Genomic DNA, 25306 nt, shown 5'->3' with positions numbered 1-25306 from the left:
CAAACAAGAGACGGTGACCCTAATATTGGACTAATTGGTCCAATAATATCTGAACGAAGTTTACCAAAGAAGGAAGCAGCAATGGCTGATGAAAAACTGTTCTCCGGCATCAAAGCTGGTGCAATCGAGCTGAAAAACCGCGTTGTCATGGCGCCACTGACCCGCAACCGGGCAAGAGCCGAAGATGACAGCGTCCATGAATTGCAGACCAAGTACTACGTGCAACGGGCGGGTGCTGGATTGATCATCACGGAAGCTTCGCAAATCTCGCCCCAAGGCAAAGGCTATGCCTGGACGCCTGGCATTTATTCCGAAACGCAGATCGACGGCTGGAGAAAAGTGACTGAGGCCGTCCATGCTGAGGGTGGCAAGATTGTGATCCAGCTTTGGCATGTGGGCCGGATTTCGCATACAAGCTTACAGCCGGATGGCGGTGCCCCTGTTGCGCCATCTGCGATCGGCGCTAAGGCCAAGACCTTTGATGGTGAGCAGTTCGTCGAAACATCTGAGCCGCGGGCTCTGGCCGTCGAAGAAATTGCTGGCATTGTTGCCGACTACCGGAGGGCCGCGGAAAACGCCAAGGAGGCCGGTTTCGACGGTGTCGAGGTCCATGCAGCCAACGGATACCTCATCGATCAGTTCCTGCGGGACGAGTCCAACAAGCGTGAAGACGAATACGGCGGTCCTGTCGAGAACAGAGCACGGTTTCTGAAAGAGGTCATGGACGCAGTTGTTGACGTGTGGGGCGCCGACCGTGTTGGTGTCCGCCTAAGCCCGTTCTCGGACGCCAACAACATCTCCGACAGCGACCCGCAGGCGACATTCACTCATGCGGTCAAATTGCTGAATGGGTATGGGCTGGCCTATCTCCATCTCGTGGAAGGACAGACCGGCGGCCCGCGCGATATTCCGGAAGGTGGCGATCTGAAGATGCTCTATGATCTGTTTGATGGCGCGAAAATGGGCAACAACGCTTATGACCGAGACATGGCGATTGAAGCGGTTGAAACCGGAGCCGTCGATCTGGTGGCCTTTGGCCGGCCGTTTATTTCCAACCCTGATCTTGTCAACCGGTTGGAGAAAGGCGCCGCTCTGAATGAGCTCGATCCAACCACGCTCTACGGCGGCAATGAAAAAGGGTACACCGACTACCCGGTACTGGAAGAGAAAGCTGTTGCCGCAGAGTGATACATCGCTCTTAACTCCGTAGTGACAAGCAATACCAAGCAAAGTGAGCGCGTCGGTTTGGACGCGCTCACTTGGCAATTACGGGAATATCCATTCTTGAAGCGAGGATCTATCACAAGCCCTCGAAAGAACTGCTTCCCTATGATCAGGGTCGAATATTTCCAATAAGAATTTACTCTTGATTGAGAAACGCCCGGTTCTAGTTGAAGAAGATGTGTGGTGACTACGATCAATTGAGCGCGTTTCTCGAACCGCGCAATGTTATGGGCAAATCGTGCAAACTTGTGCGCAAAAGTCTTCAATTTTTGTGAGTAAAATCGATGGCGGCGATGCAGCGTTATGAGAACACCTACAATTTTTATGGGTGCGCGCCAATTTGCAGTGTCAGAACCCCTGCGCCGCGTTTGCACGTGATACGTCACGGAACTGCGCGGTCTTGGCCCGCGACTGATCTCCATGTGTTTTGACCGGTTACTCTGACGTGGACGTCTGCGCGACGTAGTCTGCTATCGCAGCGCGGCTACCATGTCTCCAGATCTTGGTCAGCCAAAAAGAAAAGTCCTGACCAAAGCGGGTATCACGGCCAATCTCGCCGTAATATTGATCCTGCTCGATCCACAGTTTCGGATCATCTCTGGACGCCAGCGCGATGTGCTGAAGAGCGTCCCAATGGGGGTCGTTTGGCGCAATTTCAGACCCATCCTCGCGCCTGCCTGCACACATCCGGCACCAGAATGCCTCGGCCAGGGCCAGCCCGCTGGGGGCAGGGCCCGAGGCAACTGCGTCACGCAGCGAAGGCAGCAAGAACCCGGGATGCCGTGAGGATCCGTCAAACGCGACACGGCGCGTGGTGTCATGGATGGCAGTGTTTGCAAATCGCTTTTCGACCAGATCAAGATATTCACTTGGTTTAGCGCCGGGGACAGCAGCGACATGCGGGAGGATTTCTTCTGCCTGAACTTTAGCGAAAAACGCTAGGATATCAGAGTCCTGCATGCATCGTGAAATCGTCGGGACGTTCAGGATTTCTCCGACATTCGCAAGCAGCTGATGACCGCCGTTCAAAATACGCAGTTTCATCGTCTCATAGCTATGAACATCGTGGGTCAGTATGACACCGACTTGTTCGAGCGGCGGACGCCCTGCGCAAAAATTGTCCTCGATCACCCATTGGCGAAAGTTTTCATGTGAGACAGGGACGCGGTCATCGATTCCAAGTCCGTGGCATTGCGAAACAACCTGCTCTGTCGTAGCGGGTACAATGCAATCCACCATCGAATTGGGAAATGCGCCATATTGGTCGATCCATGTGGCTAGATTCGGGTCAGACATACGCGCCAAACCAACAATGCAGTTTCGCAGGATCACCCCGTTGCCCTGAAGGTTGTCGCAGCTGAGCGTGGTAAAGGGTTTCAAACCCTCCTTCTTGCGCTGTCGAAGAGCTGCGACAATGGCGCCAAACGCGGTTCGCGGCTGGTCTGGATGGGCGGCATCGTATCGAATGTCTTCGTGATCGGCGTTGAACGCGCCGGTATTGGCGTCCAGAAAATAGCCGCCCTCGGTCACTGTAAGCGACACAATCCGGATGGACGGATCGGCCATCTGCCGGATCAGCGTCGCATTGCCCTCTTCGATTGGCAGGTAGTCGATCATGGCTCCGACAATTTCGGCGGATATTCCCTTTGGGTCCAGCTCGATCAGTGTTGTCAGACAGTCCTGCGCCAGCAACCTCTCTCGCATTTCGGCATCATAGCTGCGGACACCGGCCCCGATGATCGCCCAGTCCAGTGCTTGGCCCTGTTGCATCAACTGGTGGATATACCAGGCCTGATGCGCGCGGTGAAAATTGCCCAGCCCGATATGGACGATGCCGGGTTTCAGGTCTGTGGGCAGGTAATTCGGTGTCCTGACAGTCGCAGGCATATCTGCAAGGCTGTCGCGCCGCAGCCGCACCGGGGGATTTGCGTTTGCCAGAGGATCCATCAGCTCATCCAGTTCCCGCCGTCGACATTATAGGTTTGCGCGACAATATACTGCGCCTCATCTGAGGCCAGAAACACGGCCATTCCGGTCAGGTCCTCGGCACGGCCCATCCGACCGTGCGGCACCGCTGCGGCTACTTCGCGTTTTTTCTGCCCGGGCTCTTTGCCCTCATGCTTTGCAAAAAAGGCGTCCACACCATCCCAGTGTTCGCCATCGACAACCCCCGGAGCAATGGCATTTACGTTGATGCCGTGTTGGATCAGGTTCAGCCCTGCAGATTGGGTAAGCGAAATGATAGCGGCTTTGCTTGCGCAATAGACGGCGACCAGAGGCTCGCCCCGTCGTCCGGCTTGCGATGCCATGTTGATGATCCGGCCTTTGGTCCCGTGTTCGATCATGTGGCGCGCGACGGCCTGCATCGTGAACAAGGCGCCTGAGACATTGATGTCGAAAACTCGGTTGTAGTCGGCACGCTCGATTTCAACCATTGGTGCTGCAGTAAAGATGGCGGCGTTATTGATCAGAATGTCGATGGGACCGAAATGTGAAGCCGTCTTTGCCACCGCTGCATCGATGCTCTGCTGGTTGGTCACATCCATCTCGATAGCCAAAGCGGCCTCACCGATTTCGGCGGCCGCGGCTTGCACGCGCGCGCCGTCAATGTCGGCCAGCGCGACACGGGCCCCTTCGGCAGCATAGGCTTTGGCAAAGGCCAGTCCGATGCCACGCGCGGCCCCGGTAATCAGGGCGGTTTTACCGACCAGACGTGTCATTCGATCCGCAGGCCCTTTGCGTCAAACCGATGGATCACATCCGCGCGTGGCGTCAGATAGATACGGTCGCCATGGTTGAAGCCAACTTCACCCCCCGCTCGTACGGTGATCGTGTCCGCAAGGCCGGTTTCGTGAATGTGGAAGAACGTGTCCGAGCCCAGATGTTCGGAAACCCCAACCACCCCGGACCAGGTGCCGGAACTGTCGGATACCTCCAGATGCTCGGGGCGGACCCCGATCGTATGGGCGTCATGTTTCGCGGCCTCTTCGCCCGCAATGAAGTTCATTTTGGGTGAGCCGATAAAGCCCGCGACAAACAGGTTTCGCGGAGTCTTATACAGCTCGAGCGGGCTGCCTACCTGTTCGATCACACCGGCCTGCAGCACGACGATCTTGTCGGCCATCGTCATCGCCTCGACCTGATCATGGGTCACATAGATCATCGTGGTTGCAAGACGCTTGTGTAGCTCGCTGATTTCAAGCCGCATTCCAACGCGCAAGGCGGCGTCGAGGTTCGAGAGTGGCTCGTCAAACAGAAACGCCGCAGGCTCACGTACGATGGCGCGGCCAATGGCAACGCGCTGGCGTTGACCGCCGGACAGTTGGCCCGGTCGGCGATCCAGGTAATCGGTCAGGTTCAGAACATCGGCAGCGCCCTCGACGCGGCGGTCAATCTCGGCCTGATCCAGTTTGGCCATACGCAGCGGAAAGGCGATGTTCTTGCGCACCGTCATATGCGGGTAGAGCGCGTAGGATTGGAACACCATGGCCAGACCGCGCTTTGCGGGCGGGACATCGGTGGCGTCCGCCCCGTCAATGTCGATATTGCCCGAGGTGATATCCTCCAGCCCGGCAATCAGCCGCAACAAGGTGGATTTACCACAGCCCGAGGGGCCGACGAAGACAGTGAACTCGCCATCTTGAATGGTCAGGTCCAGCGGCGGAATGACTTCAACGTCGCCAAATTTCTTGGTCACGGATTTGAGTTGAATGCGTCCCATGCGGAGTTTTCCTTATTTCACGGCGCCGAAGGTCAGGCCGCGGACAAGTTGTTTCTGGCTGAACCAGCCAAGGATCAGGATTGGTGCGATTGCCATGGTCGATGCCGCGCTGAGTTTGGCAAAGAACAGGCCCTCGGGGCTGGAGTAGCTGGCGATGAAGGCCGTCAGCGGTGCCGCGTCAACTGCGGTCAGGTTGAGGGTCCAGAACGCCTCGTTCCAGGCGAGGATAAAGTTCAACAGGATGGTCGAGGCGATACCGGGCACCGCCATCGGCGTCAGCACGTAAAGGATTTCTTCCTTCAGCGTTGCCCCGTCCATGCGGGCGGCTTCCAGGATCTCGCCGGGGATTTCGCGGAAATAGGTGTAGAGCATCCATACAATGATCGGCAGGTTGATCAGCATCAGAACCACAACCAGACCTGCGCGACTGTCCAAAAGCCCAAGCCGGATGAACAGCAGGTAGATCGGGTATAGAACACCGACCGCAGGCAGCATCTTGGTGGACAGCATCCACAGCAGGATGTCCTTGGTGCGTTTTGATGGCACAAAGGCCATCGCCCAGGCGGCGGGCACCGCGATGATCACGCCCAATATGGTCGAACCACCCGCGATGATCACCGAATTCCACAGGAACCGCATATAGTCCGAGCGTTCCTGAACGATGGCATAGTTTTCCAGCGTCCAGTCAAAGTTCAGAAACAGCGGCGGGCTGGCGATGGCCTGTGCTTCGGTCTTGAAGCTGGTCAGGATGGTCCAGAGGATCGGGAAAAAGATCAGCAGACCAACGGCCCATGCCAGGGCGGTGTTAAGCGACTTGCGACGGGGTGTAACTGAGCGGCTCATATCGTTACCTCCTCACGCGTCCAGGTTCTTGCCGACGATGCGCATCAGGAAGATCGCAACGATATTGGCAAGGATGATTGCATAGACACCTCCGGCTGATCCAAGGCCGACGTTCTGGCCCTCTAGCACGCGCTGGAAGATCAGGTAGGTGAGTGTACGGGTGCCGAAGGCGCCGCCGGTGGTCACGAAGATTTCGGCGAAGATCGACAACAGGAAAATCGTCTGGATCAGGATCACGATGGTAATCGCGCGGCTTAGATGCGGCAGGATGATATGGTAAAAGCGCTTGAGCGGTGGCGCGCCGTCCATTTCTGCGGCCTCCAACTGTTCACTGTCCAGCGACTGGATCGCGGTCAGCAGGATCAGCGTCGCAAACGGCAGCCATTGCCACGATACGATCATGATGATTGACGTCATCGACGCCTCGGATAGCCAGGAAACTGGCTCAGCCCCGAAAAAGCGCCACAGATGAGCCAGCAACCCGTTGACCGGGTCCATGAACATGTTTTTCCAGACCAATGCGGAAACGGTCGGCATCACAAAGAACGGTGCGATCACTAGGATGCGGACAACGCCTTGGCCCCACATCGGCTGATCCAGCAGCATTGCCAGAAGGATGCCCAGAACAACCGTGATGGCAAGCACGCCGCCGACGATCATCAGCGTGGCCTGAACCGCGGGCCAGAAGGAACTGGAGGAGACGAACCGGACGTAGTTGTCCAAGCCGACCCATCCCAGATCACCGCCGCGCAGGGGCAGGTATTTCTTGAAGGAAAAATACAGCGTCATCGTCAGAGGCACGAGCATCCAGCCAAGAAGCAGGATCACTGCAGGTGCCATCATCAGGCGTGCAACTGATCGGGAATGTTGAGTAGCCATGACGCAAAACCTCTCTGTTCAGGCATAGCTCAGCCTGCGAGAAAAACGCGAGTTGTGGAAGGGTGAAGCGGGGGACAGACCTCTGTCCACCCGCAGGGAAGGAGGCCTTAGTAGCCTGCGGCTTCCATTTCTTCGGCAGTGAAGGCTTGCGCTTTGGCAAGAGCTTCTTCTACCGTTTGCTGCCCGGCATAAACTGCTGAGAACTCCTGGCTCACCTGCGTGGCGATACCTGCGAATTCCGGGATCGCTGCAAACTGAATACCAACGTAAGGCACTGGCTTTACAGTTGGATTGTTCGGATCAGCCGACAGGATCGAGTCCAATGTCATCTTGGCGAACGGAACCGCCTGATAGTCCGGATTTTCGTACAGCGACGTACGTGCACCCGGAGGCACGTTGGCCCAGCCTTCGTTTTCGGCTACGAGTTCGATGTAGTCTTTGGATGTTGCCCACTCGATGAACTGTTTGGCCGAGTCTGCCTGTTCCGTACCAGCCGGAATTGCCAGAGCCCACGCCCACAACCAATTCGAGCGCTTGCCAAGCCCCGTGTCGGGTGCAAGTGCAAAGCTGACGCTATCCGCGACTGTCGAGTCTGTCGGGTTGGTCACGAAAGAAGCCGCAACCGTTGCGTCGATCCACATGCCGCATTTGCCCTGCTGGAACAACGACAGGTTTTCGTTAAATCCGTTAGTGGCGTAACCTGCGGGGCCGGACTCGTTCATCATACCTACGTAGAAGTTCAACGTGTCAGCCCATTCAGGCTGATCGAACTGCGGCTTCCAATCTTCATCAAACCAGCGCGCACCAAAGGAATTGGACATCGCTGTGATGAAAGCACCGCCTTCGCCCCAACCGGCCTTGCCGCGCAGGCAGATACCGTTGATATCAGCGTCGCGATCGGTCATCGCAGCAGCCGCTTCGCGGATGAACTCCCAAGTCGGAGCGTCCGGCATTTCCATACCCGCTTTTTCCATCAGGTCAGTGCGATACATGATCATCGAGCTTTCGCCGTAGAACGGAGCCGCGTAGAGCGTTCCATCATGGCTAAGGCCGCCTGACATGGCGGGCAGGATGTCACCTACGTCGTATTCATCCGACAGCCCGTCTAGGGGAACCAACCAGCCGTTCGCGCCCCAGATCGGCGTCTCGTACATTCCGATGGTCATGATGTCGAATTGGCCACCTTTGGTGGTGATATCCGTTGTCACGCGCTGGCGCAGCACGTTCTCTTCCAACGTAACCCACTCGACATCGATGCCGGTCGCTTCGGTGAATTTATCGGTATAGCCCTGCATCCGGATCATGTCGCCGTTGTTCACGGTCGCTATTGTTAAGGTATCCGCTTGGGCTGCTGCCGTGGCGACGAAAGTCATTGCTGTCGCCGCACGAAGTGCGTTCTTGAGATACATCCCTGTCCTCCCTGAGCTTGGATGTCGTGCAGAGAAGGTAGTTTTAAAATTGTCGCGCCGTCAATAAAAACTTTACGCGCGTTAAAAATATGAGGTCACGCGGAATCCCTTAAAACCAACCTTGCGGGGAAAAGAGTCTCGGTTCGAGTGTCAAATTTCCCCCCGTTTTCAATGAGTTCAAACAAAGTCTCCACACTGCGCCCGGCTACGTTGTCATAATCATGTGCTGCTGTAGTCAGGGATGGGCATGTGAATTTTGCAAAGGGATGGTCATCATTTGAGGCCAAGCGCAGCGTAGAATCGTCTTTGCGACCGACCCGAATCCCCTGTTCATAGCAAGCAGCAAGAAAGCCGATGGCCAAACGGTCGTTGCTGCACAAGACCGAGTCCGTCCTCAGCTCGCGATCTGACAGAACTTTCAGCGCCCCCCTGTGACCGATTTCCTCAAATGCCCAACCCTTGCCGTCGACTTTGATGATATGAGGATCGAACCCAAGGCGCTCCATCACTTCGATATAGGCCTTCCGTCGCTTGTTGGCGTTTGGGTTGGCGGGGGTGCGCATTTCGAAGAATGAAGGCGGTTCGCCGGTGCGGGTCATGTATTCGACTGTCTGCGAGACAAAACTGAAATTGTCCGATCCAATAAAGGCTGCACCCAAACCTTCAAGATTGCTGTCAAACAGGACTGTTGGAACATTGGCGCAGAATTTCTCGATCGCCGTCCGATCCGAGGTGCGCCCCAAAGGTGCCAACAGCACTCCGGCGGGCTTCATGGATTTCAGGCCGTCGAGAATTTCGTTTTCCAGCTTGGGATCGCCATGCGAGCTAAACAGGGACGGGCGATACCCCGCAGCAATACAGCTTTGTTCAAGATAGCGTGCGATTTCGGCAAAAAACGGATCGGCAAGATAGGGGACCACGATGCCGATATTCTTGGTCAGTTTCCGGTTCTGGTTCACCGCATAGATGTTGGGGCGATAGTCGAACCGTTCAAGCGCCTCTTCGATACGGAGCCGTGTTGTGGGCCGAACACTGTCTGGGTCCTGGAAATATTTCGATACTGTGGGCCGAGAGATGCCGCTGAGGGCCGCAAACTCTTCCATGTTCCTGATCTTCGTCATGCCAGTCTGTTCGTCCGCCTTGATCTTATCATAGTTTTACATATTCTTTGCGCGCGCAAAAAAAATCAATAGCCTGGCCGGTGATATCGGAATTATGCAAGGCAAGGGGTGTGAATGTATCTTGGGATCGACATCGGAACGTCAGCGGTCAAACTTGTCTGCGCGGATGCCGGCCGAATTCTTGCGACCTCGTCAGTCGGCATCGGGACGTCGTCGCCACAGCCCGGCTGGTCCGAGCAGAACCCGGAGATTTGGTGGCAGGCGACGCGCGATGCGTTGGGCCTGCTTGCTGGCGAAATCTCCCTGTCGGATGTGAAAGCAGTCGGATTGTCGGGGCAGATGCACGGGGCCGTGCTGTTGGACCGCGACCAATGCCCCATCCGTCCGGCAATTCTGTGGAATGACAGCCGCGCGGTCCGCGAATGCGACGACATTCGCGCGGCACAGCCACAGGTTGGTCACATCGCAGGCGTCCTGCCTTTGCCCGGCTTTACGGCCCCCAAGATTGCCTGGCTGAAACGGCATGAACCGCACAATTATGCCCGACTCTCCCATATCCTGCTGCCCAAGGATTATGTCGGCCTACGTCTGCATGGAGAGCTTGCAACCGATACTTCCGATGCCGCAGGAACAATGTGGCTCGATCAGGCTTCACGCCGCTGGCATACCGGAATGGCGGAAGCCACGGATGTCGCTGTTGACTGGCTGCCGCAGATGTTCGACGGCCACAATGTCGTTGGCACGGTAACAGTTCGGGCTGCAGCTGAGACCGGATTGAACTCGGGCGTGCCTGTCGTGGCCGGGGGAGGGGATGCGGCAACCGGTGCGGTGTCATTGGGCGCAACCGAACCTGGACGTGGGTTTATCTCGTTGGGGACATCTGGTCAGTTGTTTGTTGCGGATCGTAAATACAAGCCCAACCCCGAACGCTATGTCCATGCGTTTGCGCATACATTGCCCGACCGCTGGTATCAAATGGCGGCGATGCTGAACGGGGCAAGGCCCATTTCGTGGATTGGTGATCAGCTGGGGCTGTCCGCTGCCGAGGTTGTCGGGCTTGCTGAAACCGTCAGTGGTGATCGTGTGCCCATATTCCTGCCCTACCTGACAGGTGAGCGCAGCCCCCTGGGGGACCCGCATATCCGAGCCTGTTTCTTTGGCCTTGAGGACGCCACAACGCGTGCCGAGATCTGCCGCTCGGTGGTCGAGGCAATTGCCTTTTGTTTTGCTGATGCGGCACAGAGTTTTGGCGACACCATTGGCAGTTTGCCAGAGCTTGCAGCGATTGGCGGGGGCAGTCGATCTGATCTGTTGCTGGGTCTGATTTCAGCCGTAACCGAGAAGCCCATAGTGCGATCAGTGGGGGCGGAATCCGGCCCGGCCTATGGTGCCGCCCGGCTGGCGGCCTGTGCTGACGGTGCGCTGACCATAGCTGATTTGGCCGAGCAACCTGCGACGACGGACAGGTTCGAGCCTGTTGAAATGTATGCGTTATTTGAACGCCTGGGGCGGTTTCGGCGGCTTTATACTGCCGTTAGCACCGTGGACTGATCGCCCTCTCAGCTAAGGTCTTTGAACATGAAGGTTGTTGGTTCCAGCCGATCATTTTCCGGGCTGCGGCAGTAGTTCGGAATCTCTCCGGCAATTTCAAACCCAAGGCTTTGATAGAGGAGGAGCGACGGGTCCGTGCTGCGCGTGTCCAGCACCAAAAGGGACCGCCCCAGTTCGCGTGCCCGCGCCTCAACCGCCGCCATAAGCGCCCGCCCAATGCCCCGCCGTCGCGCGCGGGGATGAACAAGCAGCTTGGACACGTCGGCGCGATGCGCTTGGTTGGGCATCGCGGCAGGCACCAGCTGTGCGGTGCCGACAATCCGTTCGCCATCACGATAGACGAATATCTCGGCCGCGCCGGTCTGGATGTTTGGCCAGACATGGGACTGCCAATAGCGCTGCGCGTCGTCCGACAGAAATGGCTGAATGAACCCGATACTCGCCCCGTCATGCACGCAGGCGTGCAGTATCTCTGTCAGGTCATCCAGGGCGTTGTTCAGGTCATTGGCTGTCAGTCGCGATATCATATCAGCACCATCAAATACCGCGCACCGCGCTCGGCGTGGGTTTCGAAACGTGTCGGGCCAGACAGGTGATAGCGCAGGCAATCCCCGCTGGTCAGATGATGCGCGGTTCCATCCACGGTCAGGGTCAGGCCACCGTCCAGCATGATCAGATGATGCTCCTGCCCGTGTTTTGGCGGCGTGTCATAAGTGATCACAACGCCAGGGGGCAGATGGCCTTCCATGACCTCTCCGCTCAGGCCCGCGGCCGGAGGGGAGACGGATCGGCGGGTAAAGCCGGTTTCGGGGTCGCGCCATTCGGGTTGATTTTCGAAGGGAACGCGGGGGGCGAAACTGTCCTCGACCATCATCAATAGACGCGACATCGGCAGCCCATAGGCCGCACATAACCGGCCCAGAGTTTCTGCGGTTGGGCTGACATCCCCCTTTTCCAAGCGCGACAGAGTGGCCCGGCTGACACCGCTGTGTTCCGCCAACTGATCCAGCGACCATCTCCGCGTTTGGCGAAGTTGATTCAGGTGGTTTGCAAGGCGGCCGGATAGGGTATTAGGCATAGCTCGTATATGGGAAACATTTCCGTATATGAGATTATTGACCAGAAAACATAATTTCACAATAGAAAAAGGGCGCAGAAAACTGCGCCCTTCTGCTCGATAGAATGAAAGATTACTTCCAGCCGGCCTCGTTAAAGATCTTCTGTGCCTCGGGGATGTTCTTGGCAACCTCGGACAGGTTGATCTCGTCGGCTTTGAACTCACCCAGCGCTGCCACGTTATCCGCAAGGGCGACGCCTTCGACCGCCGGGAATTCGTCATTGCCATTCGAGAAATAAACCTGTGCCTGATCGCTGGCGAGGTATTCCAGAAACTTGATCGCGTTGTCCTTGTTCGGAGCATTTGCGGCAACGCCAGCACCGGACAAGTTCATATGTGCGCCTTCGGCTTCTTGCGCTGGGAACTGGACGCCGATCATGTCAATCTCAGCGCTCAGGCCTTTGACGTCTTTACGCATTGCACGGGCAAAGTAGTAGGAGTTCGAAACGGCGATCTCGCATTCACCCGAAACAATGCCGCGCAGCTGGTCAGTGTCGCCGCCTTGCGGTTCGCGCGCCATGTTCGCGACCATGCCTTCGGCCCAGGTCTTGGCGGTTTCCGTGCCGTGGTTTGTGATGATCGAGGCCAGCAGGGTCTGGTTATAGGTGTTGCTGGACGACCGGATGCAGACCAAACCTTTGTATTCGGGCTTGGCCAGATCCAGATAAGACGCGGGCGGGTTGGTCACATCGGCCTTGTCAAAGAAGATGATCCGCGCGCGCTGCGAAAAGCCATACCACTGGTTGTCTTCGTCCTGCAGGTTGGCGGGAATACGTTCTTCCAGAACCGCGCTTTCGACCGGCTGCAGGATACCCGCGTTCTTGGCACGCGCCAGACGCGAGGTATCAACGGTCAGCAAGATATCTGCGGGTGAGTTCGCGCCCTCGGCCTCCATCCGAGCAATCAGCTCGTCCGCTTTGCCTTCGATGCGGTTGATGGTGATACCGGTGGCCTCTTCGAAATCGGAATAGAGGCGTTCGTCAGTGTCGTAGTGGCGCGAAGAATAAAGGTTCAGTTCGCCCTCGGCAGCGGCAGAGGTCGCGATCAGGGCCGTCAGGGCGGCGGCAACGCAGGTAGAGGATTTCAGCATCATGTGTCCCAACATTGAAAATCGGCGCGGGTAATAACCCGACTGAAATGGTCAATTAAACGATTCTCAGGGGGATGCAAGAAATTCCGACAAAATTAGTTGGTCAAATCACTGCCAACATGTCGCTGGCCCCGACCAAGTGGTACTGCACAGCGGGGCCTGAGGGTCGGCAAAGCCGATCCTGGCTACGCCGTCATGGCTGACCTAGTCGTGTTGATTTAAGAACTGAAAGATCGAGAGATGCTGCTTAGCGCTTTCGCTGTCTTTTTTCAGGTTCAGGTGGAGACGGGTCCGGGACAGGTGCGGGGGCCGGCTCAGGGTCTGGGTCGTCGGTCAACACCGGTTCTTTTTTCAGCATGACCTGTGTGACAGCTTCCATGTATTTCTGCAGCAAGACCGGAGGATCGGCCGGGGCCAGTTTGATGGTCAGCCTGCTTGCGCCTTCTTGGTTGTAAGCATAGCGCGAGGAATAGCTGGCATTGACCTGCGCTGCGACAGGGCCCCAACCACCTTTGACCGAAGCGCTGCCCGCTTTTTCGGTTTGCTTAGTCATTGAGATCGCCATTTTGACCTCAATTTCGGCTTCTTGCACCGCGTAGAATGCGGGTAGAAAGCCCATGGAAACCAAACTGAATTCTTTGGGGGGGCCATTGGGATTGGACAGGTCCGGAAGCTGGATCTTCTGATCGGCCATATATTTGGCGACATCTGTAGAATGTCGATCCAACTCGGTCTGCGACTCGGCAACGGAAAGCGCAAGCTTTTGAACCATTTCCGCAAACGGGACGTTTAGCAGTTCCTGCCCGATACTCATTTCCAATCTCCTCTGTTAATTCAGTCTTTCTCAATAATTTGCGTGGCGGTCCGCCTCCTGACGGAAAAAGTGACTTTGGATGCGTTCTGGCTGATCGCCTGCTTTCGGGCATTCGTCGCGATTTGGGCTTTGGTGCCGTCCTGACCCAACCCAACAACCGCTTCGACTTTGACGTTGTCGATGGTGAAATCACTGCTCCCATCAGACCCGGCGAGGATCTGTTCACCCAGGGCTTGCGAGAATTCCTGCGCGTTGACGACCTGTGTGTCAGGATCGTCCGCTCCCATTGCCGCGCGGCCCTCGGCCATCGGGTTCATCACCGGGTTACCCGCGCCCATCAACATGCCGCCGCTGCCTTCTTCCAGATCGTCGATCCGTTCTTGGAGGTCGTTGATCGTCTCGAGCAGCGCGACTTCGCGCGCCTCCATTGCCGTCATGCGGTTTTCAAGTGACTGAAGCAGAGTGGTGAATGCCTCGGGCATCTCGGTGACGCGGACATCTATGGGCGCTCTTTTGGGGGCTTTGACTTTCTTAGTTGCCATCATTGCCATCCAAAGATCTGCTCTCATCTACGGGACCGGGCGCGAAACGCATTCGCATCGTGGACGCGCTTTTGGAATCGAGCGTGTCTGTCTGAGTCAGCTTTGGGCCAAAAATAAAGGTGCCAATCCTGCTGCGTTGGCCTTCTTCGGTGGAACTGCTCATCTCCATGACAACCTTCAGTTCCACGTCGACATCCTGCATGTGGTAAAAGACCGGCGGGATGCCCAGATCGCGCAGTTCCTGGGGGTAGTTCTTCAGCGCTTTCAGCTGATCAACGCTAAGCTGTTCGGCCGCCTGGGCCACACTGCGGCCTATATCGGCTACCATGTCGGTCAGAGTTGTTCCGAATATCTTGTCCAGATCATCGTTGGCCAATCCGACCTCCCGTCATAAAATCACGGAAAGCGTAGCACGAGATCGTCCTATCACAACGTTGAATCTCAGAACCGAACTTTCTGAGCGAATTCCTGCAGTTCCGTCCGCATTACATCTGGTTGAAATGCCGGACAAAAAAAACCGCACCCGAAGGCGCGGTTCTTTGAATTCAGTATGTGCAGTTCTTAGCCCTGACGAGCTTTGAACCGACGCTGCGTCTTGTTGATCACGTAGACGCGGCCTTTGCGACGCACAACCCGGCAATCACGGTGCCGGTTCTTGAGCGAGCGGAGCGAGTTCTTGACCTTCATGGGTCTGTCTCCAATCTGCGGCGCCTTCATCAAGGACGTGGCCAGCGCCTGGGTTTGCGGGTGCCCCGGAAATCCGAAGCAGTGAGTTCATGGTGGGCGGTACAAGGATCGAACTTGTGACCCCTTCGATGTCAACGAAGTGCTCTACCGCTGAGCTAACCGCCCATGAAACCGTCGCGTGGCCAACCCCATAACGAAATGGGGCGCGGAACCCCGCGCCGGTAGCGGGGTCTATAAAAGGAGTCGCAAAAGGGTTCAAGGGGTTTGGTAGAACTATTTTCCGGTCTATGTTTGGTGCGAACAAGGAGTCGCCATGCAAAACGCTGCTTACCTACTGGATATGCCTGCCAAGCGCACGTCCTGTGTGGTTTTTTCCTCTCCGCATAGCGGTCGAAACTATCCAAATGGGCTGATGAAGCGATCGATTCTCAGCCAAGATGTGATTCGTTCTTCCGAGGATGCTTTTGTGGATCAGTTGTTTTCATCAGCGGCGGACCATGGTGCGCCACTGATTTCGGCGATGATGCCACGCGCCTATGTCGATCTGAACCGCAGCGCAGAAGAGCTGGATCCAGCCCTTATTCAGGGCGCGCGCCGCCAAGGCCATAACCCGCGGGTAGCGTCCGGGCTGGGGGTGATTCCGCGTGTGGTCGCCAATGGTCGAGAAATCTATCGCGGTAAGCTGACCATGGATGAGGCGCGTCTGCGAATCGATACCTGTTGGCGTCCCTATCATGCCCGGATCAAATCGTTGTTGGCAGAGTCGCATCAGGAATTCGGGCAGGCGATTCTGATCGACTGTCATTCGATGCCGCACGAAGCCGTGGCCCTTGCGTCAACAGTCAATTCCAGACGTCCCGAGATCGTGCTGGGGGATCGGTTCGGTGCCTCTGCAGCGCCAGAGGTCGTCGAACAGATAGAGGCCGCTTTCGTCTCGGCGGGTCTGAGTGTGGCCCGAAATACGCCGTTTGCCGGGGCCTATGTGACCCAGACCTATGGACGCCCCAGCCGCCACCAGCATGCTGTACAGATCGAGATCGACAGATCCCTGTATATGGATGAAAGCAGGATCGAGCCGAATGACAATTTCGCTGCCTTCAAAGAGACCCTGGGCGAAATCATCATGGATATTGCGCGGATCGGGCCTGAGCCGCTGCAGCTTGCAGCCGAATAACCTCAGCGAAGGGCACGTCCTTTGACGATGGCATCCGTCCCAAAGCGGCGGCGAATCTCATCCGTTGCGCGTTCGGCCTGCGATCTGCGCGAGGCATCCGGGTCCAGCAGATCCCCTGAAATATCCGCCTGATCCTCGGGGCACAGATCCGACAGGCCACACCCCAACAGCCGATAGGGGCCCTGATCACCAACCTGATCGAACAGCGCCCGTGCTGTGCGATAGATCCGATCGGCGATCTGCGTCGCATCGCGAAGAGAAACGCGTCGTGTAATGAGTTTGTGATTGGCCCGTTTCAGTTTGAGCGTCACAACCCGCCCGGCCACCCCCTTGGCCTTGGCCCGATCCGAGACTTTTTCGGCCATCCGCCAAAGGTGCCCATCCAGAATGTCGGCATTGGCCGTATCTTCAAAAAAGGTCGTTTCGTTGCTGATGGACTTCATCGGTTCATGTGCCGAAACCCGGCGCTTGTCCTGACCGCGGGCCAGATGCCACAGCCGGTAGCCCATGGAGCCAAACCGCGCGGTCAGATCCTCTTGGTCCCAGCGCAGTAGGTCCGAGAACAAGCGTATGCCTGCGCGGTCCAGCGATTCCTGCGCCGCAGGGCCTATGCCCCAGATCAGGCGCACTGGCTTGTCGTTCAAAAACGCGGATGTCTCTTCCTCGCCGATCACCGAAAATCCGCGCGGCTTGTCCAGATCGGATGCGACCTTGGCCAGAAACTTGTTATGTGACAGCCCGATTGACCCGGTCAGCCCCAACTCGTCCTTCATCCGCTTGACCAATCTTGCAAGCATGACGGCGGGTGGAGCGCCGTGCAGACGTTGCGTGCCGGATAGGTCCATGAACGCTTCGTCCAGGGACAGCGGTTCAACAATCGGAGTCAGCTCGTCCATCATCGACCTGATTTGGCGCGAAGCCTCGGCATAGACCGACATGCGCGGTTTGATCACGACAGCGTCGGGGCATAGTTGCAACGCCTTGAACATCGGCATTGCCGAACGGACGCCGCGAATCCGGGCTACATAACAAGCCGTAGACACAACACCGCGCTTGCCGCCCCCGATAATGACAGGTTTGTCGGCCAGCTCCGGATTGTCCCGTTTTTCGACAGAGGCGTAGAAGGCATCGCAATCCATATGTGCGATGGACAGGTCAAACAATTCAGGATGCGTTTTGACGCGCGGGCTGCCGCAGTCCGGGCAGCGGCGTTCCTTCGTCAGTTCTGTCAGGCAATCTCGGCAGAGGCCGGGCATTTTCTTTTCCCGTCTTCCATGCGGTCCGTAAGGTTCGGTGACTATATCATTCGCATGCCACGGGCAAAACCCGCACAGTGAGGGTAGGAACCAGATCTGCCAAAAGAAGGCCCCCCGCAAAGTGGCGGGGGGAGGTGACGGACCTCAGGAAGAGATGGTCCGCGGGGAGTATCACCTACTTAGATTCTCTCAAAATCGAATTTTTCGATAGAACCCAGTTCACACAGTGGAAACTCGTGTTTTGCATGTGTGTTTTGGGGCACAGGGACGATTTGGCGCGGATCAGGTGAAAAGTGACCTAAGGTCAACTGTTTGCGGGTTGTTCTTGCGAAAATTTAGCCTGATTTAGCCGGATTGCCCTAGTGTCGGGATAAGGAATTTAACTCTGCAAGCACCGCCTCTGCGGCGGCTTTAGGGTCTTGCGCCTGATAGATTGGGCGCCCGACGACGATGTGATCGGCACCATCACCGATGGCATTTGCCGGGGTTGCGACCCGTTTCTGATCTCCCAGAGCGGCACCGGCGGGCCGAACGCCGGGTGTCACGATCAAGCGGTTTTCGGCTTGGGGCAGGGCACGGATCAGCGCGGCCTCTTGCGGGCTGGCGATGACGCCATCGGCACCCGCCTCCAACGCTTTGGCTGCGCGTTCGACAACCAGGTCCCGGACATCGCCCGACTTCAGCAGGCTGGCATCCAGATCATCCCGGTTCAACGAGGTCAGGATGGTCACGGCCAGTATCTTGAGGTCTTTGCCAGACGCACCCTCTTTGGCGGCCCGCACCACGTGCGGGTCACCATGTACGGTCAGGAAATCCAAATCGAACTGTGCCAGACCGCGCACCGCATTTTCCACCGTATTACCGATGTCGAACAGTTTCATGTCCAGAAAGATGCGCTTGCCCTGATCCTGCTTTAACTCGTTCGCCAGGGCTAGCCCGCCCCCTGTCAGCATTCCCAGACCGATCTTGTAGAATGAGACACTGTCCCCCAACCTCTCGGCCAAGGCCAGACCGTCCAGGGCGTTGGGGACATCAAGGGCTACAATCAGGCGGTCATCGGACATTGGGGGCTCCTTTTTGGCAAACGTCTGCGTCCTAACGGTTTCGTGCGCTTCTGTCCATGCGCGCCTTGCGTGATTCAGATCACGGCAGAGGTTTCCAACTGTGCTATTATCGCGTTGTGCAACTGGGACGGAATTCGGAATGAGACAGTTTACGAAACCCACTATCGCAATCTGCGCGGGGCTGATGCTGGCCGGGTGTCAGGACATGGCGCTGGAAAAAGAGGCTGCCGATACAGTCCTGAGGTCTCCGACAAACGACAACCTCCGGCTGATTGGCGGTTATCGTTCGATGGATGATGACTGTCAGGTTACAGGGGAATCCGCCTTTACCGTGGATTTTCTGGATGACGCCGCCGATCTGGTTTCCTGCCCGACGGGCAGCGATGCGGCGCAATCGCTTGTCGATATGTACGGCGCGCGTTCTGTCGCGAAAACTGGGGGGTATACAGTTTATTCTGTGCCGCGTCGGTAGGTTGGATTCTGTTGGCAGACCCCTTGAACCGAGCAAGATATTTCCCAGATTGAATGTGAGGCCCAGACCGACGCGCGCTGCCAGGCGGGCGCGTCAAAACAGGGCGCTTAGAGAAGGAGCAAAAAATGGACTTGAACAAGTTCACCGAGCGGGCACGAGGTTTCGTGCAGGCAGCGCAAACGATTGCGATGCGCGAGGGGCACCAGAGGTTGACCCCTGAACATATACTCAAAGCCTTGATGGACGATGATCAGGGGCTGGCCAGCAATCTGATCACCCGCGCAGGCGGAGCGCCCAGCCGTGTCGTTAACGCACTGGATGCGTCCATGGCCAAAATTCCCAAGGTCAGCGGCGATGCGGGCCAGGTTTATCTGGATGGTCAGACCGCCAAAGTTCTGGATGAAGCTGAAAAGATCGCCACCAAGGCAGGCGATAGTTTCGTGCCGGTTGAACGAATTCTGATGGCGCTGTGCATGGTGAAATCCAAAGCCAAGGATGCTTTGGAAGATGGCGCGGTGACGGCGCAGAAACTGAACGAAGCCATCAATGACATCCGCAAAGGGCGCACCGCTGACACCGCCTCGGCGGAAGAGGGCTATGATGCGCTCAAGAAATACGCGCGTGACCTGACCGAAGCGGCGGCTGAGGGCAAGATCGACCCGATTATCGGGCGGGATGAGGAAATCCGCCGCTCGATGCAGGTTCTGTCGCGCCGCACCAAGAACAACCCCGTTCTGATCGGCGAGCCCGGCGTGGGTAAAACCGCGATTGCCGAAGGTATGGCCCTGCGCATCATCAATGGGGATGTGCCGGAATCGCTAAAGGATAAAAAGCTGCTCGCTCTCGACATGGGTGCGCTGATCGCAGGTGCGAAATACCGTGGTGAGTTCGAAGAACGTCTCAAGGCGGTTTTGACCGAAGTGACTGAAGCCGCCGGTGAGATCATCTTGTTCATTGATGAGATGCACACGCTAGTGGGTGCGGGCAAATCCGACGGCGCGATGGATGCTGCCAACCTGATCAAGCCTGCGCTTGCCCGGGGTGAGCTGCATTGTATCGGTGCCACCACGCTGGATGAGTATCGCAAATACGTGGAAAAAGACGCGGCTTTGGCGCGCCGGTTCCAGCCGGTTGTTGTGCAGGAACCGACTGTCGAGGACACGATCAGCATCCTGCGCGGTATCAAGGAAAAGTACGAGCTGCACCATGGCGTGCGCATCTCGGACTCGGCTTTGGTGTCGGCAGCGACCCTGTCGCATCGCTACATCACTGATCGCTTCCTGCCCGATAAAGCTATCGACCTTGTCGATGAAGCGTCGGCTCGCTTGCGGATGGAAGTGGACAGCAAGCCCGAAGAACTCGATCAGCTGGATCGCCAGATTCTGCAGATGCAGATCGAGGAACAGGCGCTGAAGCTCGAAGATGATGCGGCATCGAAGGATCGTCTGGAAACCTTGCAAAAGGATCTGGCCGATCTGCAGGAGCAATCTGCCGAGATGACTGCCCAGTGGCAAGCCGAACGTGACAAGCTGGCTGGTGCGCGCGATCTGAAGGAACAGCTCGACAAGGCACGGGCCGATCTAGAAATCGCCAAGCGCGAAGGCAACCTCGCCAAGGCGGGTGAGCTGTCCTATGGCGTCATCCCCGAGCTTGAGAAGAAGCTGACCGAAGCCGAAAACGCCGAAAGCAGCCAGATGATGGCCGAGGAAACGGTGCGTCCGGAACAGATCGCTTCGGTGGTCGAACGCTGGACCGGTATCCCGACCTCGAAAATGCTGGAAGGCGAGCGCGAAAAGCTGCTGCGGATGGAAGACGATCTGCATTCACGCGTGATCGGTCAGGATGCAGCGGTGACCGCCGTGTCCAACGCTGTGCGCCGTGCTCGTGCAGGTTTGAACGACGAAGGCCGTCCGCTGGGTTCGTTCCTGTTCCTCGGACCAACCGGCGTGGGGAAAACCGAGCTGACCAAGGCGGTGGCGAACTTCCTGTTCGACGACGACAACGCGATGGTGCGCATCGACATGTCCGAGTTCATGGAGAAACACGCGGTTGCCCGTCTGATCGGCGCCCCTCCAGGCTATGTCGGCTATGACGAAGGCGGTGTGCTGACCGAAGCCGTGCGGCGCAGGCCCTATCAAGTCGTGCTGTTTGACGAGGTCGAAAAGGCGCATCCGGATGTGTTCAACGTGCTGTTGCAGGTACTGGATGATGGTGTGCTGACCGATGGTCAGGGCCGTACCGTGGACTTCAAGCAAACGCTGATCATCCTGACCTCGAACCTCGGCTCTCAGGCGCTCAGCCAGTTGCCCGACGGTGCCGACAGTGCACAAGCGCGGCGGGATGTGATGGATGCGGTCCGGGCGCATTTCCGGCCCGAATTCCTGAACCGTCTGGACGAAACGATCATCTTCGACCGCCTGAAACGGGGTGATATGGATGGCATTGTCGATATCCAAATGGCACGCCTGCAAAAACGCCTGGCCGCGCGGAAGATCGAGCTGGTTCTGGACGACGGGGCTAAGGAATGGCTGGCCAACGAGGGCTATGACCCGGTCTTCGGTGCTCGCCCACTGAAACGCGTGATCCAACGCGCCTTGCAGAACCCGCTGGCCGAGGCGCTGCTGGCGGGTGAGATCAAGGATGGCGAGTCTATTCCGGTCACCGCCGGGGCCGAGGGCCTGATCATAGGCGATCGGCTGGGCACGTCTGAGCGACCACGACCGGATGATGCCGTGGTGCATTGAACCTAAACTGATTGTTGAATGGACCCGCTTGACTGGTGGGTCCATTCTTGAATTTACCCGCGTTTTTTTGCGACTAACCCCCGGCTTGTCCGAGAGGGTGGGCCAGATGGGAAAGAATAGACCGTTTCGCAATCAAAATCTGCTTCATCTAGCAGCTTTAAGATTTCCGCGCACTGAAACGTTCTATGTCGCCATTGCAACCAGATGATGGCGTTACACCAATGTGGCTTTGATACTACCAAAAACAGGCGACCACCCGGGCGCAGCAGTCTGTGAATGTCTTGCAAGGCTTGGGACGGATCTGCGCAATGTTCAATCACATGGGCCGCAAGAGCTACGCTCACGGGGTCTAGATTGACATTACCTAGCACCCCTTGGGCTAGTTCTGGTTCGACCCCCCGCGCCCGCAGAGCCTTTTGGCCTTGCCTGATCATCCCCGCGCTGGGTTCAAGTAAGGTTAACCTGGCCGGTTTTCCGTGGACCGCTACCCAGGCCTCGGCGAAGGACGCAGTGCCAGCCCCAATATCGACCACATGTGTCGCTTCGTCAGCGACAGGCAATCCCGAGGTCAGGAATTCTAGGTAGCCATCATAGTACCCAAGCGCGCGCATCTTGTCCCGCCACCGGGGCGCGGCTGTATCGTAACGATGCGTGATTTCGGCAATGGGTTTGGGCATCGGTCCGTGCTTTGAAGGTATGCTGCATCACTAGTGCATCGTGGCTTTAGACCAACGCGAATATCCGTGCCGGACCTCCGGTGCCGCCAGCATGTTTCGGTGCGCCGATGACCAGCGTGGCCCCCGCGGCCGGAACCCGATCCAGGCCCGCAAGGCATTCGATGCCAAACCGGCCCGAGGGCAGCCAGGCATAGTGGGTGGCGAAATCAGCAGACATGCCGTGATCCAGCGACAGGGTATCCACCGCAATCGACCGCGCGCCGGTGTCTTCCATTAACATCTGCGCCGCTTCGACGTGAAACCCGGGATAGTGCTGCACCTCACCGTCGAAATTGCGGAACCCGTCCGTGGCGGTCTTGCCGGACCAACCGGAATGCATCGCTACGCAAGCGCCGTCGGGGATGTCTCCGTTGGCCGCAATCCACGCCTTCAGATCGTCCGGGGTAACGCGGGTGTCGGCGTCTTCGACCGCGCGGGCGGCGATATTGACGACACAAAGCGGCGCGACCAGATCGGTCACCGGGATCTCATCAACTGACATGCCATCTGCGGAGAAATGCAGGGGCGCATCTATATGCGTGCCGGTATGTTCGTTGATCGACAGATTGAACAGGTTAAAGCCGTGATCCGCGAAGTTGAACGCCTGTTCGGCGGAAATGCCGGGTTCGCCTCCCCAGGTCGGAAAGTCGGGGCTGAGCGTATGGGTCATGTCCTCGACCCCGCCATGACCTGCGGCCAGCGCTGCTGGTGCAATCGCTCCGGTGGTCGCAGCCGCAACGCTCGTGGCGGCAGCAGCTTTGAAGAAACTCCGCCGCGACAGCATTCTGTCTTTGACGGCATTCATAACGCAGATGTCACACATTCTTCTTCTCCCACTGGTGGATTTCAATCGTTGGATGGGTCGTCCATCTTTTCCCTTGTTGGTAATACCTGCGGCCCAGCCTGCATTTTTGAGGCCTGCGTTGTAAAGGTGGTGACCACAGGTGGTGCCGCGGCAACAGCCTCACCCCCTTGATACGTTACAAACTGGTCGCTCAATCGTGAGGCCTGTTTCCTTGGCTCTGTGCTATCAGCGGACTACCTCACCTCAGAGGATGTATGAAGACGGAGACTTAGATGGCGCATCGCTGGACCAACACATTGACACATGCCGACGTCACCCCCCGGGCGGCGTTTCTGAACCGGCGCCAGATGATGGTCGGGATGGCGGGTGTCGGATTGGCAGGGCTGGCGCAGGGGGCAGCCGCGCAAGAGGCGCTGGAGCCGAATATCTGGGAAGAGATCACCGGTTATAACAATTATTACGAGTTTGGTACGCGGAAAGAAGATCCTGCAAAATACGCCTATACTCTTGTTACTGAGCCGTGGAGCATCAAGATTGACGGTCTGGTGGACAAGCCCGGCGATTACAATTTCAAGGACATCCTGTCCGAAATGACCGTCGAAGAACGGATATACCGGTTTCGCTGTGTCGAGGCATGGTCGATGGTGATCCCTTGGAACGGGTTTGAACTGGCCGACCTGCTGAACATGGCCGGTGTTCAGGAAGGCGCCAAATACGTGGCCTTTGAAACCGCTTATCGTCCAGATGAAATGCCGGGTGTTCAGTATCCGGTTCTGGACTGGCCGTACCGTGAAGGTCTGCGGCTGGACGAAGCAATGCACCCGCTGACCCTGATGGCCACTGGTATTTATGGCCGGCCGATCCCGAACCAGAACGGCGCACCGTTGCGTCTGGTGGTTCCGTGGAAATACGGGTTCAAATCCATCAAGTCGATCGTGCGCATTACGGTGTCAGATGTTGAGCCGCCGACAAGCTGGAACATGGCCGGTCCGCGCGAATATGGTTTCTATAGTAACGTGAACCCCAATGTGGATCACCCGCGCTGGTCGCAGGCCTCGGAGCGCCAAATCGGCGGTGGGCTGTTTGCCAAGCGCATCCCGACGCTCATGTTCAATGGCTACGAGGACGAGGTCGCCGGGCTTTACGAAGGCATGGATCTGTCCAAGCATTATTGAGAGTATGAGCGCGCTGAACCAGATATTCCGTCGGATCCCTGATTGGGCCGTCTATTTGCTGGGGGTCCTGCCGGCACCCTGGCTGTTCTATCAAGGGCTGACCGGAGGTTTGGGTGCCGACCCGATTGAGGCTCTTGAGCATAAGTACGGCAAACTGGCATTGCAGTTTTTGATTGTTGTTCTGGCTATATCGCCCCTGCGCAGGTTTGTCGGCGTGAACCTGATCAAGTTCAGGCGGGCGCTGGGCGTTTTGACATTTATATATATCAGTCTGCATCTTTTGGTTTGGCTGGTATTGGATGTGCAGGCCCCCGGGCAGATCTGGGCGGACATCCTGAAGCGCCCCTATATAACTGTGGGTATGGCGGCATTTGTTCTGACGCTGCCACTGGCCGTGACGTCGAACAACTTTTCAGTACGGCAGCTTGGCCCGGGCTGGCGCGCGCTTCAGCGTTTGGTCTATCCGGCAGCAGTTCTGGGGGGCGTGCATTATGTAATGCAGGCCAAAGGATTTCAGATCGAACCCTTGATCTATTTGTCCGTGATTTTGGCTTTGCTTGCTTTGCGCCTACCGATCTCGACCCTGATGAGCCGATTCCGAGGTGCGATTCCGCCCGACTCGGCCTGAGTCTGCCAGCAAGCCTGTGCGAAACACAATTTTTCGTACGCATCTTGGCGGTTGGTCGCCGTATTTGGGCGCGGTTCTATTTGTAAGCATTTGTTTTATTTCAGTAAATAATTGTTTTGAAGATTTTCGAGAGTTTCGGGAATTTTCTGCTTGCGGTGTATGTTTGTAATGCTTAGAACCCCCTTCACCGGCGCTGCTGAGGCGCTTGTGACACACTGGAGAGACGGTGGGACGGGTTGGAGAGACGGCCGGACACACTGGAGAGACGGTGGGC

At 57.2% G+C, this 25306-nt stretch carries 25 protein-coding genes and 1 tRNA gene; 7 read left to right on the top strand and 19 right to left on the bottom strand.

Annotated features, from left to right (window positions below):
* Positions 1–81: 81 nt before the first annotated feature.
* Entirely contained in the window at positions 82–1188 is a 1107-nt protein-coding gene (locus FN806_RS17565) for an alkene reductase (protein ID WP_142639550.1), read from the top strand.
* A gap of 471 nt (positions 1189–1659) precedes the next feature.
* On the opposite strand, the gene FN806_RS17560 is transcribed toward FN806_RS17565, so the two are convergent.
* The 7 genes from FN806_RS17560 to FN806_RS17530 form a co-directional block, all read right to left on the bottom strand.
* Positions 1660–3171, bottom strand: a complete 1512-nt coding sequence (locus tag FN806_RS17560; RefSeq protein ID WP_142639548.1) for a mannitol dehydrogenase family protein — start codon at positions 3169–3171, stop codon at positions 1660–1662.
* Positions 3171–3944, bottom strand: a complete 774-nt coding sequence (locus FN806_RS17555; RefSeq protein ID WP_142639546.1) for an L-iditol 2-dehydrogenase — start codon at positions 3942–3944, stop codon at positions 3171–3173. Before FN806_RS17555 ends, FN806_RS17560 begins: the two co-directional genes overlap by 1 nt.
* On the bottom strand, positions 3941–4945 hold the full coding sequence (locus FN806_RS17550) for an ABC transporter ATP-binding protein (protein ID WP_142639543.1): 1005 nt from the start codon (positions 4943–4945) through the stop codon (positions 3941–3943). Before FN806_RS17550 ends, FN806_RS17555 begins: the two co-directional genes overlap by 4 nt.
* Positions 4946–4957: 12 nt before the next feature.
* Positions 4958–5788: a carbohydrate ABC transporter permease gene (locus tag FN806_RS17545; RefSeq protein ID WP_142639541.1), complete on the bottom strand. Its 831-nt coding sequence runs from the start codon at positions 5786–5788 to the stop codon at positions 4958–4960.
* A gap of 12 nt (positions 5789–5800) precedes the next feature.
* Positions 5801–6667 (bottom strand): carbohydrate ABC transporter permease, encoded by an 867-nt coding sequence (locus FN806_RS17540; protein ID WP_142639539.1) that lies wholly within the window; start codon positions 6665–6667, stop codon positions 5801–5803.
* Between the two features lie 107 nt (positions 6668–6774).
* The gene (locus FN806_RS17535; RefSeq protein WP_142639538.1) at positions 6775–8076 is read right to left on the bottom strand and encodes an ABC transporter substrate-binding protein; all 1302 of its coding nucleotides are present in this window, start codon (positions 8074–8076) and stop codon (positions 6775–6777) included.
* A 95-nt stretch (positions 8077–8171) separates the two neighbouring features.
* Complete coding sequence (locus FN806_RS17530) at positions 8172–9197, bottom strand: LacI family DNA-binding transcriptional regulator (RefSeq protein ID WP_142639537.1); 1026 nt, start codon at positions 9195–9197, stop codon at positions 8172–8174.
* A gap of 114 nt (positions 9198–9311) precedes the next feature.
* Here FN806_RS17530 and xylB point away from each other — a divergent pair, with 114 nt between their 5' ends.
* On the top strand, positions 9312–10748 hold the full coding sequence (gene xylB / locus FN806_RS17525) for a xylulokinase (protein ID WP_142639535.1): 1437 nt from the start codon (positions 9312–9314) through the stop codon (positions 10746–10748).
* Positions 10749–10756: 8 nt separating this feature from the next.
* On the opposite strand, the gene FN806_RS17520 is transcribed toward xylB, so the two are convergent.
* The 8 genes from FN806_RS17520 to FN806_RS17485 all read right to left on the bottom strand — a co-directional run bounded on the left by FN806_RS17520 (position 10757) and on the right by FN806_RS17485 (position 15163).
* Entirely contained in the window at positions 10757–11275 is a 519-nt protein-coding gene (locus tag FN806_RS17520) for a GNAT family N-acetyltransferase (protein ID WP_142639533.1), read from the bottom strand.
* Positions 11272–11826, bottom strand: a complete 555-nt coding sequence (locus tag FN806_RS17515) for a helix-turn-helix domain-containing protein (protein WP_142639531.1) — start codon at positions 11824–11826, stop codon at positions 11272–11274. The genes FN806_RS17520 and FN806_RS17515 overlap by 4 nt, the downstream gene beginning before the upstream one ends.
* Before the next feature lie 112 nt (positions 11827–11938).
* Positions 11939–12955: a Fe(3+) ABC transporter substrate-binding protein gene (locus FN806_RS17510; RefSeq protein ID WP_142639529.1), complete on the bottom strand. Its 1017-nt coding sequence runs from the start codon at positions 12953–12955 to the stop codon at positions 11939–11941.
* Between the two features lie 247 nt (positions 12956–13202).
* Positions 13203–13769, bottom strand: a complete 567-nt coding sequence (locus tag FN806_RS17505) for a hypothetical protein (RefSeq protein ID WP_142639527.1) — start codon at positions 13767–13769, stop codon at positions 13203–13205.
* A gap of 20 nt (positions 13770–13789) precedes the next feature.
* A complete protein-coding gene (locus tag FN806_RS17500) occupies positions 13790–14311 on the bottom strand; it encodes a hypothetical protein (protein ID WP_142639525.1) in 522 nt (173 codons plus the stop codon).
* The gene (locus FN806_RS17495) at positions 14301–14687 is read right to left on the bottom strand and encodes a hypothetical protein (RefSeq protein WP_142639523.1); all 387 of its coding nucleotides are present in this window, start codon (positions 14685–14687) and stop codon (positions 14301–14303) included. The genes FN806_RS17500 and FN806_RS17495 overlap by 11 nt, the downstream gene beginning before the upstream one ends.
* Positions 14688–14872: 185 nt before the next feature.
* The gene (ykgO, locus tag FN806_RS17490) at positions 14873–14998 is read right to left on the bottom strand and encodes a type B 50S ribosomal protein L36 (RefSeq protein WP_008562923.1); all 126 of its coding nucleotides are present in this window, start codon (positions 14996–14998) and stop codon (positions 14873–14875) included.
* 90 nt (positions 14999–15088) lie between these two features.
* Positions 15089–15163, bottom strand: a tRNA-Val gene (locus tag FN806_RS17485).
* Positions 15164–15311: 148 nt separating this feature from the next.
* On the opposite strand from FN806_RS17485, the gene FN806_RS17480 reads away from it, so the two are divergent.
* A complete protein-coding gene (locus tag FN806_RS17480; RefSeq protein ID WP_142639521.1) occupies positions 15312–16172 on the top strand; it encodes an N-formylglutamate amidohydrolase in 861 nt (286 codons plus the stop codon).
* Positions 16173–16174: 2 nt separating this feature from the next.
* Here FN806_RS17480 and FN806_RS17475 read toward each other — a convergent pair whose 3' ends face one another.
* Together FN806_RS17475 and pyrF are read right to left on the bottom strand one after the other, a co-directional pair.
* Positions 16175–17428: a DNA polymerase IV gene (locus FN806_RS17475; protein WP_142639519.1), complete on the bottom strand. Its 1254-nt coding sequence runs from the start codon at positions 17426–17428 to the stop codon at positions 16175–16177.
* Positions 17429–17787: 359 nt separating this feature from the next.
* Positions 17788–18492 (bottom strand): orotidine-5'-phosphate decarboxylase, encoded by a 705-nt coding sequence (gene pyrF / locus FN806_RS17470; RefSeq protein ID WP_142639517.1) that lies wholly within the window; start codon positions 18490–18492, stop codon positions 17788–17790.
* 139 nt (positions 18493–18631) lie between these two features.
* Between pyrF and FN806_RS17465 the strand changes: the two genes are divergently transcribed.
* A complete protein-coding gene (locus FN806_RS17465) occupies positions 18632–18964 on the top strand; it encodes a hypothetical protein (protein WP_142639515.1) in 333 nt (110 codons plus the stop codon).
* Between the two features lie 125 nt (positions 18965–19089).
* Positions 19090–21708, top strand: coding sequence for an ATP-dependent chaperone ClpB (clpB, locus tag FN806_RS17460; RefSeq protein WP_142639513.1), 2619 nt, complete (start codon positions 19090–19092; stop codon positions 21706–21708).
* A 53-nt stretch (positions 21709–21761) separates the two neighbouring features.
* Here clpB and FN806_RS17455 read toward each other — a convergent pair whose 3' ends face one another.
* Both FN806_RS17455 and FN806_RS17450 read right to left on the bottom strand, forming a co-directional pair.
* On the bottom strand, positions 21762–22385 hold the full coding sequence (locus tag FN806_RS17455) for a class I SAM-dependent methyltransferase (protein ID WP_246097320.1): 624 nt from the start codon (positions 22383–22385) through the stop codon (positions 21762–21764).
* 46 nt (positions 22386–22431) lie between these two features.
* Positions 22432–23247: a cyclase family protein gene (locus FN806_RS17450; RefSeq protein ID WP_142639511.1), complete on the bottom strand. Its 816-nt coding sequence runs from the start codon at positions 23245–23247 to the stop codon at positions 22432–22434.
* Positions 23248–23501: 254 nt separating this feature from the next.
* Between FN806_RS17450 and msrP the strand changes: the two genes are divergently transcribed.
* Together msrP and msrQ are read left to right on the top strand one after the other, a co-directional pair.
* Entirely contained in the window at positions 23502–24404 is a 903-nt protein-coding gene (gene msrP / locus FN806_RS17445; protein ID WP_142639509.1) for a protein-methionine-sulfoxide reductase catalytic subunit MsrP, read from the top strand.
* A 4-nt stretch (positions 24405–24408) separates the two neighbouring features.
* Complete coding sequence (gene msrQ / locus FN806_RS17440; protein ID WP_142639507.1) at positions 24409–25032, top strand: protein-methionine-sulfoxide reductase heme-binding subunit MsrQ; 624 nt, start codon at positions 24409–24411, stop codon at positions 25030–25032.
* Positions 25033–25306: the final 274 nt, after the last annotated feature.

Source organism: Ruegeria faecimaris, from assembly GCF_900182615.1.
In the GTDB taxonomy this organism is placed as follows: Bacteria; Pseudomonadota; Alphaproteobacteria; order Rhodobacterales; family Rhodobacteraceae; genus Ruegeria; species Ruegeria faecimaris.
Note: the sequence above shows the minus strand (reverse complement) of the source record. Positions and strands in the feature narration are given on the sequence as shown.